This is a genomic window from Novosphingobium sp. BL-52-GroH, assembly GCF_044813085.1.
Taxonomy (GTDB): Bacteria; Pseudomonadota; Alphaproteobacteria; order Sphingomonadales; family Sphingomonadaceae; genus Novosphingobium.
Map to the genome: position 1 here is coordinate 1550666 of NZ_CP171152.1, position 16333 is coordinate 1566998.

At 68.8% G+C, this 16333-nt stretch carries 15 protein-coding genes; 14 read left to right on the plus strand and 1 reads right to left on the minus strand.

The features are described 5' to 3' along the window. Positions 1-8: 8 nt before the first annotated feature. The 7 genes from ACFFDA_RS20035 (at position 9) to ACFFDA_RS20065 (ending at position 7867) form a co-directional block, all read left to right on the plus strand. Positions 9-1139 (plus strand): flagellar basal body P-ring protein FlgI, encoded by a 1131-nt coding sequence (locus ACFFDA_RS20035; RefSeq protein WP_404482517.1) that lies wholly within the window; start codon positions 9-11, stop codon positions 1137-1139. Continuing rightward, a complete protein-coding gene (locus ACFFDA_RS20040; RefSeq protein ID WP_404482518.1) occupies positions 1136-1480 on the plus strand; it encodes a rod-binding protein in 345 nt (114 codons plus the stop codon). Before ACFFDA_RS20035 ends, ACFFDA_RS20040 begins: the two co-directional genes overlap by 4 nt. Before the next feature lie 273 nt (positions 1481-1753). After that, positions 1754-3091, plus strand: coding sequence for a flagellar hook-associated protein FlgK (gene flgK, locus ACFFDA_RS20045; RefSeq protein WP_404482519.1), 1338 nt, complete (start codon positions 1754-1756; stop codon positions 3089-3091). Between the two features lie 7 nt (positions 3092-3098). After that, positions 3099-4019 (plus strand): flagellar biosynthesis protein FlgL, encoded by a 921-nt coding sequence (locus ACFFDA_RS20050; RefSeq protein WP_404482520.1) that lies wholly within the window; start codon positions 3099-3101, stop codon positions 4017-4019. Between the two features lie 404 nt (positions 4020-4423). Next, positions 4424-5287: a flagellar motor stator protein MotA gene (motA, locus tag ACFFDA_RS20055; RefSeq protein WP_404482521.1), complete on the plus strand. Its 864-nt coding sequence runs from the start codon at positions 4424-4426 to the stop codon at positions 5285-5287. A 1-nt stretch (position 5288) separates the two neighbouring features. Further along, positions 5289-6104, plus strand: a complete 816-nt coding sequence (locus tag ACFFDA_RS20060; protein WP_404482522.1) for a flagellar motor protein MotB — start codon at positions 5289-5291, stop codon at positions 6102-6104. 137 nt (positions 6105-6241) lie between these two features. Then, complete coding sequence (locus ACFFDA_RS20065) at positions 6242-7867, plus strand: hypothetical protein (RefSeq protein ID WP_404482523.1); 1626 nt, start codon at positions 6242-6244, stop codon at positions 7865-7867. Positions 7868-8004: 137 nt separating this feature from the next. Here ACFFDA_RS20065 and ACFFDA_RS20070 read toward each other — a convergent pair whose 3' ends face one another. Continuing rightward, positions 8005-8829 carry a flagellin gene (locus ACFFDA_RS20070; protein ID WP_404482524.1) on the minus strand — a complete coding sequence of 275 codons (825 nt, stop codon included), beginning with the start codon at positions 8827-8829 and terminating at the stop codon, positions 8005-8007. Between the two features lie 270 nt (positions 8830-9099). Here ACFFDA_RS20070 and ACFFDA_RS20075 point away from each other — a divergent pair, with 270 nt between their 5' ends. From ACFFDA_RS20075 to ACFFDA_RS20105, 7 genes are all read left to right on the plus strand, one after another. Next, a complete protein-coding gene (locus ACFFDA_RS20075) occupies positions 9100-10425 on the plus strand; it encodes a sigma-54 interaction domain-containing protein (protein WP_404482525.1) in 1326 nt (441 codons plus the stop codon). Further along, complete coding sequence (gene fliE, locus ACFFDA_RS20080) at positions 10422-10799, plus strand: flagellar hook-basal body complex protein FliE (RefSeq protein WP_404482526.1); 378 nt, start codon at positions 10422-10424, stop codon at positions 10797-10799. Before ACFFDA_RS20075 ends, fliE begins: the two co-directional genes overlap by 4 nt. Before the next feature lie 4 nt (positions 10800-10803). Continuing rightward, a complete protein-coding gene (fliF, locus tag ACFFDA_RS20085) occupies positions 10804-12486 on the plus strand; it encodes a flagellar basal-body MS-ring/collar protein FliF (protein ID WP_404482527.1) in 1683 nt (560 codons plus the stop codon). Then, positions 12487-13494 carry a flagellar motor switch protein FliG gene (gene fliG / locus ACFFDA_RS20090; RefSeq protein WP_404482528.1) on the plus strand — a complete coding sequence of 336 codons (1008 nt, stop codon included), beginning with the start codon at positions 12487-12489 and terminating at the stop codon, positions 13492-13494. It begins immediately after the preceding gene. Continuing rightward, positions 13487-14152: a FliH/SctL family protein gene (locus ACFFDA_RS20095; RefSeq protein ID WP_404482529.1), complete on the plus strand. Its 666-nt coding sequence runs from the start codon at positions 13487-13489 to the stop codon at positions 14150-14152. Before fliG ends, ACFFDA_RS20095 begins: the two co-directional genes overlap by 8 nt. Positions 14153-14397: 245 nt before the next feature. Further along, on the plus strand, positions 14398-15720 hold the full coding sequence (locus tag ACFFDA_RS20100) for a FliI/YscN family ATPase (RefSeq protein WP_404482530.1): 1323 nt from the start codon (positions 14398-14400) through the stop codon (positions 15718-15720). A 160-nt stretch (positions 15721-15880) separates the two neighbouring features. Further along, positions 15881-16306, plus strand: coding sequence for a hypothetical protein (locus ACFFDA_RS20105; RefSeq protein WP_404482531.1), 426 nt, complete (start codon positions 15881-15883; stop codon positions 16304-16306). Positions 16307-16333: the final 27 nt, after the last annotated feature.

Here is a 16333-nt window from a genome sequence, read left to right on the forward strand (position 1 = left end):
GCCTGCGCATGAACCTGCTTTCGACGCCCAAAACCCCGTCATTCCCGCGCAACCTCGCCATGGCACTGCTGGCCGCGCTGAGCCTGCTCGCCGTTCCCGCCCATGCCGAGCGCGTGCGCGATCTCGGCCAGTTCCAGGGCGTGCGCACCAACCAGCTCACCGGCTACGGCGTCGTCGTCGGCCTGCCCGGCACCGGGGACGACAACCTCGAATACCTGACGCAGGCGATGAAGGGCGTGTCGGGCCGCATGGGCCTGACCCTGCCGGCGGGCGTTGCGCCCGGGCTCAAGAACGCTGCCGCCGTGGTCATCACCGCCGACCTGCCCGCCTTCGCCAAGCCGGGCCAGCGTATCGACGTGACCGTCTCTACCATCGGCAAGGCCAAGTCCCTGCGCGGCGGGGCCTTGATCCTCAGCCCGCTCTACGGCGCCGACGGCCAGATCTACGCGATGGCGCAAGGCAACCTCGCGGTCGGCGGGCTCGACGCCTCGGGCAAAGACGGCTCGAAAGTCACTGTCAACATCCCGACCGTGGGCCGCATCGCCGAGGGCGCCAGCGTGGAACGCGCCGTCGCGACCGGCTTCGACGCGGGCGAGACGCTGCGCTGGAACCTGTTCGAGGCCGATTTCCTCACCGCTTCCCGCGTGCGCGATGCCATCAACAGCCGCCTGCCCGGCATCGCCACCGTCGAGGACGGCGTGACGCTCGCCCTGCGCATGCCCGGCGACGCCGACAGCCGCGCCAGCATGATGGCCGCGATCGAGATGATCGACGTGAACCCGGCCGAGACCGCCGCGCGCGTCATCGTCAACAGCCGCACCGGTACCGTGGTGATCAACTCCGCGGTGCGCCTTTCCCCCGCCGCGATCAGTCACGGCAAGCTCACCGTGCGCGTCGACGAGAACCCTATGGCCGTCCAACCAGCGCCGTTCAGCAAGGGCCGCACCGAAGTGGAGCAGCATTCGAACGTCTCGGTGCAGGAAGAGCAGCGCTCGGTCGCGCTGTTCAAGGGCGGTGCCTCGCTGTCCAGAGTGGTCGATGCGCTCAACATGCTGGGCGTCACCCCGTCCGACCTCGTGGCGATCCTCGAAGCGCTCAAGCAGGCCGGCGCCCTCAAGGCCGAAATGGTGGTGATATGAGCACGATCTTGCCTTCCGTCCCCGGCATGGCCACCAAGGCCGACGCCACCGATCGCGAGAAACTGCACACCGTCTCCAAGCAGTTCGAGGCGGTGTTCATGCGCGAGATGCTCGCCGCCGCGCGCAAGACCAGTTTCGGCGGCGACGGCGGTGCGGGCGATATATCCGGTGGTCAGGGCGTCGATACCTTCCGCCAGATGCAGGATGAACATTTCGCCGACCTCACGGTCCAGAGCGGCTCGATCGGGCTCGCGGCGATCATCGAGGCGCAAATGGCGCGTTTCGTCGGTGGCGATCCTGCTGCCTCGGACAAGGGCAAGGCTGCGGAAGCCGGCGAATGACCGGATTTCACGCGGAGACGCGGAGACGCGGAGAAAAAAGGGGACTGGCTTACGCGAAGGCGCAAAGGCGCGAAGGTGTCGTGCAGAGCCGCAGGCCATTTCCCTGGATCGACTCTGGTCGTCGGGCGAGGAGGCGGCCGCGCCGCGAGCACAAGCCCGTTGCGCCTTTGCGTGAAAGCGAATCGAGCCAGCCACCCGGCCCCTTCAACCAACGCGGCTGCTGCCGTTCTATCCAGACGAACCCCGGCTAGACCCAACGGACACGCGTAACCCATGGCCTCCGACCTTCTCTCGATCGCCCGATCCGGCGCCCGCGTCGCCCGCACCGCGCTGGACGTGACGTCGAACAACATCGCCAACGCAAGCTCCGAAGGCTACGTGCGCCGCAGCGTCGCAGTGAGCGAACTGGCCGGCACCACCAGCCTCTCCGCCCCCGGCGCGATCACCCTGGCGGGGGCGCGGATCACCGGGATCGTGCGCAACGCCGACGTGTTCCGCCAGTCGGAAGTGCGCCGCACCGGCTCCGACGCCGCCCGTGCCTCGGCCGAAGTGCAGGGGCTGGAGAACGTCGAGGCCGCCATCGAACAAAGCGGTGTGTACGATTCCGTCGTCGCCTTCGAGGGTAGCCTCAAGCAGCTCCTGTCCGACCCCACCGACGGTTCGCTTCGCGCCCAGGTTGTGGAAGACGGCCGCACGCTGGCGCAGACCTTGAACACCGCATCGCAAAGCCTCGACGCCGCCGCCAAGGGGCTGCAGTTCGAAGCCTCGGACGGCGTCACGCAGGTCAACCGCATCGCCGGCGAACTGGCCCGCGTGAACCTGCGCCTGATGCGTGCCGGCGATGCGGCGGCCGACCAGAGCGGGCTGCTCGATCAGCGCGACGCCCTGCTCCAGCAGCTCAGCGACCATGCCGACATCACCACCACCATCAATCCCGATCGGACCGTCTCGGTCATGCTGGGAGGCCCGACCGGCTCCGCGCTCGTCTCGGGCGCCAGCGCCAATACGCTGGCGATGGCGACCGGCACGAACGGGACGCTGTCCTTCACGGTGAACAGCCAGGCGGTGACGCTCGGCTCCGGCGCGATCGCCGGCAAGGCGCAGGCGCTGCTCGAACTGTCGGGGACCCGCTCGCAGCTCGACGCGGTGGCGGCAGGCATCGTCACGACCATCAACACCGCGCAGGCCTCGGGCGTGGACCTTGCGGGCAATGCCGGCCAGCCACTGTTCTCGGGCACCGGCGCAGCCGATATCGCCATGGTCGCGAGCGGCGGCAGCGCGATTGCCACGGCGCCTGCGGGCGCGGGCGCGAACAGCCGCGACGTCGGCAACCTCACCGCCATGCGCTCCGCCCTGACCACCGCCGATCCCGCAAGCGCCATGGACACGCTGCTGTTCGGCATCTCCAGCGCCGTGGCCGGACGGAGCACCACGCGCGACGCTCTCGACTCCATCGCCGGCAGCGCCAGGACCGCGCTGGCCGCGCAGTCGGGCGTCAACCTCGACGACGAGGCGGTCAATCTCGTGCGCTTCCAGCAGGCCTACCAGGCCTCGGCGCGGGTAATGCAGGTCGCTTCCGACATCTTCGATTCCATCCTCGCAGTCAGGTAGGGCCGCCATGACCACCATCACCACCAGCAGCGGCGCCTTCTTCGAGAAGTCGCGCACCGACATGAAGACCCTGCGCTCGCAGGCCGAAGCCCTGCAGTCGCAGCTTTCGAGCGGCAGCAAGCTGGAGCGCTCGTCCGACAACCCGGTCGCTGCCTCGCGCCTGCGCTCGCTGTCGCGGCTGGAGACGCTTTCCCAGATCGACACCGCCAACGCGACGCGCGCCAACGCCGACCTGACGCTGGCGGATTCGGCCATGTCCGACATGGCCGATGCGATTATCCGCGCGCAGGAGCTGGCCACGCAGGCCGCCTCGTCCACGCTCACCTCCGACCAGCGGACCGCCATCGGCGCCGAACTGGACCAGATCCATTCGAATCTCGTCACTTTGTCCAACACCCGCGACTCGAACGGCCACGCGCTGTTCGGCGGCGAGAACGCAGGCGATGCCTACGCGCTCGACGCCTCGGGCAAAGCCGCCTACGTCGGCACCGCGCGTTCGGAGGAGCTGCCCCTGGGTGAAGGCCAGAGCGTCACCCGCTCGATGACCGGCCCGCAGTTTCTGTCCTTCACTGACAAGAACGGCAACCCGACCGACGTGATGGCCACGGTCAAGGCGTTGGCCGACGCGCTCAAGACCGGGACCGCCACCACTACGGCCGCCACCGACGCGCTGGCCGGCCTGCAAACCGGGCTCGACACGCTGAGCACCGGGCAGACCGTCGTCGGCACCCGCCTCGCCTGGATCGACCTCACCGCCGAACGCCGCACCGACCTTTCGGAACTGCGCTCCACCGAGCAGGCCGACATCGGCGGCACCGACATCGCCTCCACCATGGCGCGCCTGCAGGAGACGCTGACGGTTCTGGAAGCAAGCCAGGCCAGCTTCAGCAAGCTCTCGGGGCTGAGCCTGTTCGACCAGTTGCGCTGAAACTGGGGGGCGATCCGCGGCGGAGGCCTGAGGCGCAGGCCCGTCTCCGTCTCCAAATGCACCCTCACCCTGAACGTGTTTGCGGGTCCATCGCGCCGCCAGCCCGGTGCTCTGGGGCAGCGGACCTCCCGCTCGGCTCCATGCCCACAGAAACGGCGGGATGGACCGTGGAACAAGTTCAGGTGACGGTTGAACGAGGAACAAGGCCGTCACCTCCACCGCAAGGAAAGCGAGTGAACAACCGCAAACGGCCCCGAGCGCCAATGTTTTGATCGGTTCAGAACGGGCAACCACGCAAATCTGCGTAAGCGTTTGAAAAGCGGAAATAACCAACTGCCGGCTAACATGCACGCCTCGCACGCTGCAACCGACGCCCGCCCGGCCCCGACGAAGGACCCTCCACCATGTTCGCAATCATCGGCGTCGTCATCCTGCTGGTGATGGTCTTCGGGGGCTTCGCGATCACCGGCGGCGCGCTGGGCCCGGTGCTGGAGGCGATTCCGCACGAGATGCTCATCATCGGCGGGGCGGCGATCGGAGCGATCGTCACCGGCAACTCGATGCACGAGTTGAAGGGCTTGGGCGGCGGCATGATGAAGGTCTTCAAGGGCCCGAAACACAACAAGCAGGATCATATCGACGTCATCATCCTGGTCACCCGGCTGATGAAGCTGCTGCGTTCCGAAGGCCCGGTGGCGCTGGAAAGCCACGTCACCGACCCCAAGTCCTCGGCCATCTTCGCCGAGTTCCCGCGGCTGCTCGGTAACGACGCGCTGATCCACCTCATCGCCGACACCCTGACGCTGATCGTCGTCTCCTCGGGCACGCTGGAAGTCCACGCGGTCGAGGACGTGATGGACAACGCCATGAAGACCCACTTCCATGAAGCCCACGAGGCGCAACACGCCCTCCAGGGCCTCGCCGACGCGCTACCCGCGCTGGGCATCGTCGCCGCCGTGCTGGGCGTAGTCAAAACGATGGGCTCGATCGACAAACCGCCCTCGATCCTGGGCGGGATGATCGGCTCGGCGCTGGTCGGCACCTTCATGGGCGTGATGCTGGCCTACGGCATGGTCGCGCCGATGGCCGGCCGCCTCAAGCAAGTGCTGGAGGCGGACGAGCAGATCTTCCACGCGGTGAAGCAGGTGGTCATCGCGTCCCTGCACGGCTGGCCGCAGCCGCTTGTGGTCGAATCGGCACGCTCGGGGCTCGGCCATGCCTTCCGCCCCACCCTCTCCGACCTGCTCGACGCGATGCGGGGCAAGTGAGGTGGCGAAGAAGCCCGAGGAACCCCCACGCCCGATCATCGTCAAGAAGATCACCGTCGTCGCCGGCGGCCACCACGGCGGCGCCTGGAAAGTCGCCTATGCCGACTTCGTGACCGCGATGATGGCGTTCTTCCTCCTCTTGTGGATTCTGGGCGCCACCACCGAGAAGCAGCGCAAGGGCATCGCCGACTACTTCTCGCCCACGCTCGTCAAGGACCGCAAGACCGGCTCTGGCTCCGGCACCGGGCTGCTCGGCGGCACCTCGCTGACCGCCAAGGACAAGCTGCCCCACCCCGGCGGTAGCGGCAACAAGGCGATCACCGTCCCGCGCGACACTACCGGCGGCTCGAAGGAAGGCGCCCGCAAGAACCAGCGCGCCCGCGTGGAAGCCAAGCTCAGGTCCACCGAGCGGCTGCGCCGGCTGGCCCGCCAGGTGCGCCTCGTCGATACCACCGAGGGTATCCGCATCGACCTGGTCGACGATGCCGACTTCTCGATGTTCCGCATGGGCACGACAGTGCTGACGCCCGAGGCCTCGGACCTGCTGGCGGCGCTCGGCGATGCGCTCGGCCCCGACAAGGGCGAGCTGACCCTGCGCGGCCACACCGACGCGCTGCCCTACAAGCCGGGTACTTACGGCAACAACTGGTCGCTCTCCGCCGGTCGGGCCGAAGCCACCCGCCAGGCCCTGATGCGCGACGGGATCGCCGAAGACCGCTTTCGCCGGATCGAGGGCGTCGCCGACAAGGAACTGCTGATCCCCGCCGACCCGCACGACCCGCGCAACCGCCGGATATCGATCACGCTGCTGGATTGAAGCCTGGTCGATGGCCGCTGCCACGTTTTCCCCAAGCATTGCAACGGCTACGGTCATTTGCGCGCTTGCCCACTCGACCGGGTTGTAGTCTTAAAAGGCGGTCGGCGGGGGTGCCGGCATGCGGGGGACTACACTTGATGAAAGGCCTGATCGGCAGCACGATGCTGCTTTGCGGAGTGGCGTGCGCGGCGACGGCGCATGCGTCCGACACCGATGTCTTCGCGGGATGCGATGGAAATGGCAAACCGGGCAAGTCGGCCGACGGGTTGAGCTATCCGCAGAACACCATGCGCTATGGCGACTATGCCTCGGGATCGTCGCAATCGGTGATCGCCGCCTGCACCGCCGCGCTCGCCCATCCCAAGCTGCTCGCGACGCAGAACCTGCGCCGCGCCCGCCTGCTGCGCGCCAGGGCCACCGCGCAACTGAAGGCCGACAACCTGCCCGGCGCGCTCGCCGACATCGACCTTGCGGGCGCGGCGGCGGGCGATGCCGCCGCCGATGCGCTTTACCGGCGCAGCATGGCGGTGTCGCTCGATCTCCTGCGCGCGCTCGTCTACGACCAGATGGGCAACCGCGACGAGGCCCTGCGTCTCGCGCGGCAGAGCGCGGCGGCGCGGCCGTATGCGCTGGAAGTGCAGCGGGTTGCGGCGCACCTGCTGCTCACCCACGGCCAGAACGACGCCGCCGCGCAGGCGACGCTGCTGGCGGCCAACCGGCTCGACCCGGACTTCGCGCAGTACCAGCTTACGGTGCTCGGCTATGCCGGGGATTTCAAGGCGATGGCACAACTGGCCCTGCCCCCGGTCGATGTACCGGCAACGACGCCCGAGAAGTCGCTGTCGCCCTTGGGGTCGCTGCAGAAAGTCCTCGCCTCGCGCTCGCAGCTCACCAATGGGATGCTGCTTGCCTATGCCCGTGCGACGACCGGCGACGTGGCGGGGGCCCGGCGCGACATGGCGCAGACCAAGGCCCGGTTCGCGGCCCTGTCCTCCGGCCAGCCCGAAACGCTGAGCGCCGAGGCGCAGGCGAACATCTTCAAGCCCTATGCCGATCTCATCGCCTCCTACGAGACCAGGATCGAGGCGCGGATCGCGCTGCAGGAAGGCCGCAAGACCGATGCCATTGCGCGACTGCAGGGTGCCAGCCTGCCGGTCGACGCGGTGACCGCCGACTTGTTCAAGGCCGTTCGCATCGCGCAAGGGCAGCCCGAAACCGCCTTCCCCGGCGATCTCGACCCGGCTTCGAACCGGCAGGCGACCGCGCGCAAGGCGCTCTTCGATTCCATGGTCAGGATGGCGACGATCGAGCCGGAAACGGCAGGCACGAACTCGGTCTACAAGCGCTCGCGCCCCAACGTGCTCGGCGCACTGGTCGGGGCCGCATTCAGCATGGGCACCACGCTGTTGCAGGGCGTGAAGAACACCGACGGTTTCAGCGCGCAGCCCAATGCCGACGGCTCGGTGCAAGTCTCGCTGACCGGCGCGACCACGGCCCCGGCGGTAGTTCGTGAGATGACCCTGCTGCGTGCCGCCGAGATGGCGATCGAGGCCGGCAAGCCCAGCTTCGTCGTCGCCGCGCGCAACGACTATGCCCGGACCATGACGACCAGCCAGTACGGCGCGACGATCAGCAGCGTGCCGACCGGCTACAAGACCGACATGGTCGTGCGCTTCCTTGCCCCCGGCGAGCAGGACGGCCGCGCGCTCGACGCCAGGGCGGTCGTGGATGCCCTGGGGCCCTACTACTACAAGGAAGCCTGAACCGACGGCCTTTCGTCCCTGGCGCAGCCCGGATTGCCGAAACCTTACGCCGAAACGCCCGGCGGTCATGGGATTGACCGCCGGGCGCCGCCCGCTCTGGGGCCCTCCGGGGGACGGGAGGCCTTGATCGATATTGCTTAGCGCAGGAGCGACAGGACGTTCTGCTGGCTCTGGTTGGCCTGCGCCAGCATGGCGGTGGAGGCCTGGCTGAGGATCTGGGCCTTGGCCATCTGGGTGGTCTCGGCGGAGTAGTCGGCGTCCTCGATGCGGCTCTTGGCGTCGGACAGGTTGGTGACGGTGTTGGTCAGGTTGTTGATCGCCGATTCGAGGCGGTTCTGGCCGGCGCCGAGCGAGGCGCGGGTGGCGTTGACGTCCTTGAGCGCGGCGTCGACCTTCGAGAGCGTGGTGGTCGCCAGCGCCGAAGTCGTCACGTCGAGCGAGGAGGCGGTCAGGTTGCTGCCGTCGATCGCCTTGGAGGTCAGCGTGACCTTCTCGCCGGCGTTCGAGCCGGTCTGGATGTCGAAGGTCAGGTCGGTGCCCGAGGTGGTCGAGATCAGCGTGTTGCCGTTGAACTTGACCTGGGTGAACGAGTCGCCGATCTGCGTGGTCAGCGCCGAGACTTCCTGCTGCATGGCGGCGCGGTCCGAGGCCTGGTAGGTGCCCGAGGCCGACTGGATCGCCAGTTCGCGCACCCGCTGCAGCATGTTGCCCACTTCCGAAAGCGTGCCTTCCGCGGTCTGCGCCAGCGAAATGCCGTCGTTGGCGTTGCGGATGCCCTGGCTCATGCCCTTGATCTGCGAGGTCATCGAGGTCGAGATCGCCAGGCCCGCCGCGTCGTCCTTGGCCGAGTTGATGCGCTTGCCGGTCGACAGGCGCTCCATCGCCGTCCCCAGCATCTTGTTCGCCGACGTCGATGCGTTCGATGCGCGGATCGCGCTGATGTTCGTGTTGATGACTGACATGATGAGGTTCCCGTTGAATGTCCCGATATCCCGGCCGAGCCTGAGCCTAGGCCTGGACTCGCCGGGGCAACCGGGCCGGCCCATCCAGCCCGCTGCCAGAGCCTAGACCGGCAGCGACGGGGAAACTTTAAGGGGCGAGTGGATTCCACCTCTCCCTGCAAAAACTTGCCGATTACGGACATCTACGCGGCCTTAAATTACCGCTCTTTTTGCCGTTAACCACGCATAAGCGGCTTCAGCGAACTGGTTAATTCCAAGGAAATCCGCATTATGGCCGCTCTGGAAATCACTAACGAAACGGCTCGCCTCCATGGCCCGCTGCTCCAGCGCGCCGGCGCGATCGCCGCCTCCCTTTTCGACGTCGAAGCCATCGATTTCCGCGATTTCGCGGATCGTACCTCGCTCCGCCCGCGCACCCGCTGCGTCCGCCTGGCCCGCGGTCCGGTGGCGACGATGTCGCGCGAAGGCGCAGGGATGACCTCGCTGACGTACGCCGATCCGGTGGGCGAGACCGCGCTCGCCATGCTGCTGGCCGCCATGGCAGGGCCCGAGGACCCGATCGCCGCCGATCCCGAGAGCCTTTCGGTCTTCGCGCTGGCCGAGCGACTCGCGGCCAGCGACATTCCCGTGCTCGTCAACGGGCCGACCGGGACCGGCAAGGAAGTGCTCAGCCGCTTCATCCACGCCCGCTCGCCGCGACGCGACCGGCCGTTCATCGCGGTCAACTGCGCCGCCATGCCCGAGACGATGCTGGAGGCCATGCTGTTCGGCCACCAGAAGGGCGCCTTCACCGGCGCCACCGCCGCCAGCGAGGGCTTCATGCGCGCGGCCGACGGGGGCACCCTGCTGCTCGACGAGATCGCGGAACTGCCGCTTTCGCTCCAGGCCAAGCTGCTGCGCGCGCTGCAGGAGCAGGAGGTAGTGCCGATCGGCTCGACCCGCGCGATCAAAGTGGACGTGCGCGTGATCGCCTGCGCCAACCGCGACCTGCCCACCGAAGTCGCGGCCGGCCGCTTCCGCGCCGACCTGTTCTACCGCCTCAACGTCTTCCCGCTGGAACTGCGCCCCTTGCGCGAGCGGTCTGACGACATCGCCCCGCTCGCCTTCGCGATGGCGCTGCGCCACGCCGGGCGGATGGGTGCAGGAGCATCCCCCGGTTCGCGGGGCGTGCCATGCTTCACGGAAGGCGCGCTGGCGATGCTGCGGCTGCATTCGTGGCCGGGCAACGTGCGCGAACTCGAGAACGTGGTGCGCCGCGCCCTGCTGCTGTCGCTTGGCGCGAAGCAGATCGCGCCCGAACACATCGTCTTCGACAGCCCCGCGCGCCTCGTCGGCACCCCGGTCATCGGCGGGCTCGACATGGGACCGCTTCCCGCTGCTCCGGGCGAGGCGATCGACGGCGACCGCAAGCTGGCGAGCATCGTCCAGCACTCCGAGGCGCGCGCCATCGTCGAGACGCTCGAGGCCTGCGGCGGCAACCGCCTGCGCGCCGCCCGCGAGTTGGGCATCTCCGAACGCACCTTGCGCTACCGCCTCGCCTCGATGCGCGAGGCCGGCATCGAGATCGGCCGCGCCGCCATCGGAGGCGGCCGATGAGCAGCCTTCCCGGCATCGGCGCCAGTGGCGGCGGCATCCAGCAGATCCTGCAACTGCGCCAGCAGATCATCTCCCGGAACGAACTGCTGCGCGAGATCCACACCGCGCAGGCGGCCAGCCAGGGCGGCGGGATCACGGTAAATCAGGGCCCGGCGACCGGCTTTTCCTCCGCGCTCCACAATGCGCTGGGCGAGGTGAACGCGGTGCAGCAGCGCTCGGAAGACCTCTCGGTCGCCTACGAGAAGGGCGAAGTCACCGACGTCGCCAAGGTCATGCTTGCCCGCCAGGAGGCCGGCGTCGCCTTCGAAGCCACCTTGCAGGTGCGCAACAAGCTGTTGTCCGCCTACCAGGACATCATGCGGATGGGAGTCTGACTAGATGGCCGATCTCGTTCCCGTAACCGGCGCGCCTTCGATGTTCGCAGGGCTGGCCGATCCCTCCGGCGGCAGCGTGCTGACGCGCCTGTCCGCGTTCACCGCGCAGCCTGCAGTGAAGAAGATGCTTCCCGCGTTCATCGGCCTGTCCGCCATCGGCGGCGCCGCGCTGACCTGGAGCATGATGGCTCCCTCGCCCCAGCGCGTGCTTTATGCCCAGCTCGACGACAGCGAGCGGGCCGGCGTCGCCGAAGCGCTAGACGGCGCGCAGATCGCCTACCGGATCGACAACCAGACCGGCGCGCTCACCGTCTCGGAAGGGGACTTCTACAAGGCCCGCATGCTGGTCGCCTCGGACGGCGCACTGGCGACGCCCGAAACCGGCGACCAGATGCTCGACAAGCTGCCGATGGGCGCCAGCCGCACCTTGGAAGGCGAGCGGATGCGCTCGGCGCGCGAGCACGACCTGCAACTGACGATCGGCCAGATCGACGGCGTCGATTCGGTGCGCGTGCACCTGGCCGAGGGTGAAAAGTCGGTCTTCGTGCGCGACAACGTGGCGCCTACCGCCTCGGTCATGGTGCGCCTCAAGTCCGGGCGTCAGCTCGGCGACGGGCAGGTCTCGGCCATCCTCAACCTCGTCGCCGCCTCGGTGCCGGGGCTTTCGCCCGACGCGGTGCGGGTGATCGACCAGCACGGCCGCCTGCTCTCCGAGGGCCAGGGCGCCGACAACGACCAGCTCGAACGCCAGTCGCGCCTGGAAACCAAGCTGCGCGAGCAGGTGGCGCAACTGCTCACCCCGATGCTGGGCGAGGGCAAGTTCACCACCGAAGCCCAGGTCCAGCTCGACATGGACCAGGTGACGGCCGCGCGCGAAAGCTACGACAAGGACGGCGTCGTTCGTTCCGAACAGCTCCAGCAGTCGCAGACCACCGGGCCCGGACAGGCCGGCGGCGTCCCCGGCGTGCTGTCCAATACCCCGCCGCCGGCGACGCAGGCCGTGCCCGGCGCTCCGCAGGGCACCGCGCCCGCTAATCCCGCCGCCCCGGTCCCGACCAACGGCGAAAGCTCGACCAGCAAGACCTACGAACTCGGCCGCCAGGTCTCCGTCTCGGAGACCGGCCCCGGCGGCATCAAGCGCCTGACCGTCGCCGTCGCGATCAGTGCCGATGCGATGAAGGGCGCCAAGGCCAAGGACCTCGCCGACCTCGAACAGCTCGTCAGCGCAGCGGTGGGCGCCAACCCGCAGCGCGGCGACGTGGTCAAGATCGTGACCCGCAGCTTCGAGCCGGTCGCGGTCGAGACCACGCCCTTCTACGAGACGCCGTGGTTCGCGATGATCGTGCGCAACGGCGCGGCGGTGCTGGCAGTGCTGATGGTGCTGCTGCTGGGCGTGCGCCCGATGATAAATGCCCTGCGCGGCGACAAGCCGGCGAAGGGCAGGAAGGGCAAGGCTGCCCAGACCGACGAGACGCTCGTGCCCGTCGCCCTGCCCGCGAGTTCCGCGATCGCCACGGCCATGTCGGGCGGGGCGGGCGTCGAAGTCGAAGTGAGCCGGGCCGACCTGCTCGCCCGTCAGCTCCACCTTGCCCAGCGCATCGTCGCCGAGAAGCCGGAAAGCGCCGTCCACGTCCTGCGCCAGATGCTGGCCGAACCGGCTCCAGAAGCCCCGTCGAAGGCCGCCTGAATGACCGGAGTCGCAACCATGCAGCCTGCCGACAGCGCCGCGGTGATAATGATGCTCCTCGCCGAGGAGCAGACCGCCGAAATTCTCGGCGCCCTCGACCCCCGCGAACTGCGCGTGTTGGGCGAGAAGATGGTCGCGCTTGGCGAGATCGGCCCCGACGTCATCGCCGAGGCCATCGCCGGCTTCGTCGCCAAGACCGAGCGCATGGGCCTCGTGACGCATGATCGGGTAGGTCAGGTCCACGCGATGATGAGCCGGGCGGTGGGCGAGGTCAAGGCGGAGAACGTGATGCGCCGCATCGCCCCGGCCACGCCGCAGACCTCGCCACTGGAACTGGCGCGCTGGCTGACCCCCGATGCGCTCGCCCCGCTGGTCAAGGGCGAGCATCCGCAGGCGATCGCGGTGCTGCTGATCCAGCTCGACGCGGAAGTCGCGGCGGCGGTGCTCCATGCGCTGCCGGCCGAGGTGCAGCCCGAGATCGTCCACCGCATAGCCACGCTCGGCCCCGTCGCTCCCCATGCGATCGAGATGCTGGAGGAACTGCTCTCGCGCCGGATCACCGAAAGCCACGGCCGGCGCCCCTTGCAGATGGGCGGTGCGCGCGAGGCGGCCGAGATCATCAACGGCGTCGGCAAGATCGTCGAAAAGCACGTCATGGGCGCGCTGACCAAGCGCGACAAAGTGCTGGCGCGCCAGATCGAGGAGGAGATGTTCAAGTTCGAGCACCTCTTCGTGCTCGACCCGCAGGCGATGGGCGCACTGCTGCGCGACGTCGCCAACGAGACGCTGATCGACGCGCTCAAGGGCATTTCCGAAGAGGAGCGCGAGGTGTTCTTCCGCGCCATGTCGAGCCGCGCCGCCGACGGCGTGCGCGACGAGATCGCCGCGCGCGGCCGGGTCAAGCTGGCCGACGTGGTCGCCGCGCAGAAGGACGTCGTCGCAGTGGCCCGCAAGCTGGCGGCCGACGGCACGATCGTGTTCGGCGCGGGGGATGACGACTATGTCTGACCTGGGTTTCGCTCTCGCGCAGACGACCGCGCTCAATCCCAGCCCCCGCTCCGGCCCCGGCTCCGGTCCACGCGTTTCCCTGGTCGAGGCGCTGGGCCGGTCGGCCGGTTTCCGCCCCAGTTCGCGCTTCGGCGGGGTGGCGGGGATGATCGCGCCGGAACCCGCAGCGCCGATACTGGCCGACCTGCCCGACCCCGTCGCCGAAGCCTATGCCCGTGGCTATGCCGAGGGACATGCCCAGGCCAGCGACGAAGCCGAAGCCCACCACGCTGCCGCGGACGCCGCGCGCGCAGCGCTGGCGCTCTCCTTCGCGCGCCTCGATGCGGTGATGGAGGAGGACCTGCGGCTGCGGCTGCGCGATACCGTCGCGGCGCTGTGCGAGGCCGCGCTGGCCCCGCTCGCCATCGATGAGGCGGCGCTAACCCAGCGGATCGCGCGCGCCGTCGCCATGCTGGCGCGGGCCGACGACGAACGCGTGGTGCGCCTGCACCCGGCCGACATCGACCTCGTTTCCGAACGCCTCCGTGCCGAGTGGCAGGTAATGCCCGACGCCTCGCTCGAACGCGGCACCGTGCGCGTCGAAGGGTCGCTCGGCGGGGTCGAGGACGGCCCTGCGAGTTGGCGCATGGCCATCGCCGAAGCGCTGCACCAGGGGTGAATGGAAGCCATGCCCTCTCCCGCTCCGCTCCGTCATCCTGAACTTGTCTCGGTATCCATCGGGCAATTGCGTCCGCCCGGCCACGTCGCCATCGGCCCTGTCGGCTTGCGCCGGCGAGGCACCAGGCTTGCGGCAAGATGGCCCCCGACCCGTAAGTCCGGCGCAGCTAGACTGGTTCAGGGTGACGGATGCGAGAAGCGGCGCGGATCATGTCCTTGCCTTGCCTTCACCATGTTCCCGGGCTCATGACCAATCCCGCCGCCGCGATCCTCGCCGACTTCGCCGCCGCGCCGATCGATCTGGCACCGCGCCGGTTCGGCACCGTCACCGCCTGCGACGGCGGTCTGCTCGAAGTCAGCGGCCTGGCGGTGCCGGTCGGCGCGATGTGCCGGGTGGCGGGCGGGCGCGACAGGACGTTCCCCGCCGAAGTCATCGGCTTTCGCAACGGCCGCACGATGATGATGATGCTGGGCGACACGATCCTGCTGCGCCCCGGCGCCCGCGTGGTTCCGGAGGGCCATCCGGGGATGCTGCCCGTGGGCGATGCGTTCCTTGGCCGGGCGGTCGATGGCGAGGGGCTTCCGATCGACGGCGGCCTGCCGATCCACACCCGCGTCGAATGGCCCGTCGGCGGGGTGCGCACGTCCGCGCTCGACCGCAGCCCGGTGCGCCTGCCCTTCGACACGGGCGTGCGCGCGCTCAATGCCATGACCACGTTCGGGGTCGGGCAGCGCATCGGCGTGATGGCGGGCTCGGGCGTGGGCAAGTCGGTACTGATCGACATGATCGCGCACGGCGCCAGCGCGGACATCGTGATCGTGGGCCTGATCGGCGAGCGAGCGCGCGAAGTTTCGGACTTCGTCGAGCGGCACATGCACGACGCCAAGAAGCACAAGACCGTCGTCGTCGCCGTCCCCGCCGACCATGCGCCCAACCTGCGCCTGCGCGGCGCGATGCTGGCGACCTCGATGGCCGAGCATTTTCGCGCCCAGGGCAAGCGCGTGCTGCTGATCCTCGACAGCCTCACCCGCGTCGCCCATGCCGCGCGCGAGATCGGCCTGCTGCTCGGCGAGCCCGGCGCCGCACGCGGTTATCCGCCTTCTGCGCTCGCCACGATCACCAAGCTGGTCGAGCGCGCGGGCAATTCGGCGGCGAGCAGCGGGTCGATCACCGGGCTCTACACCGTGCTCGCTGACGGCGACAACCAGGACGACCCGGTGGTCGACACCGCTCGCTCGATCCTCGACGGCCATATCGTCCTTTCGCGCGAACTGGCCCAGCGTGGGCAGTATCCGGCGATCGACATCGCAGCCTCGCTCAGCCGCGTCATGAACGACATCGTGCCGCCTGCGCACCAGCAGCTCGCCCGCTCCTTCCGCGCCCTCACCGCCAGCTACGAAGCCAACCGCGATCTCGTGCTGATGGGCGCCTACCGCACCGGCGCCGACCCGCAACTCGACCGCGCCATCGCCATGCACGCAGATCTCACCGGTTTCCTGTGCCAGGCGCAGGGCGAAGTGGTGAACCTGGATACCAGCGCAGCGCAACTGGCCGGGCTGCTGGGGTGAGGGGCGGCGATACCGTCGACCCGGACTCGATCCGGGACCGCGGTCCGGTCCGCACCATGCTTTCGGCGGGGCACTTGACTTCGGGTAGCTGTTGGCGAGCTGGCGCCTCTAGCGCTCACTACGGTCCCGGATCAGGTCCGGGACGACGCGGAGCACAGCCATGACCGCCGACAAGAAGAAGCTGGCCCGCCTCAACCGCCTCGAAAAGCTGCGCGCGATCGCCAAGCAAAGCGCCGCCACCGAAGCCGCGCAGGCCGAGAGCACGCTATCGCAGTTGCGCAACCTGTCCGACCGCACCCGTCGCCTCGCCAGCGACTACGCGGCGCGGCGCGATGCGGCCGACGGCGGGGCGCTGCACCATGTCGGCCGCTTCGTGAACGGGCTCCAGACGCTCAGCCGTACTACCGACGGCGACGCGCTGCGCGCACAGTCGATCGCGGACGCCAAACAGCAGGTGCTGGCGGAGGCCGAACGCCGCCGCGCCGCCATCGAGGACCGTGCCACGGCCCAAGCCCGTCGCATCGCCAGCAAGGCGCAGCCCACCCTCCTCGGTGCCCGGCGCACGATTGGCACGGATCTTGATTAGAACGAGCAGACGCCAACGAGGACCGGC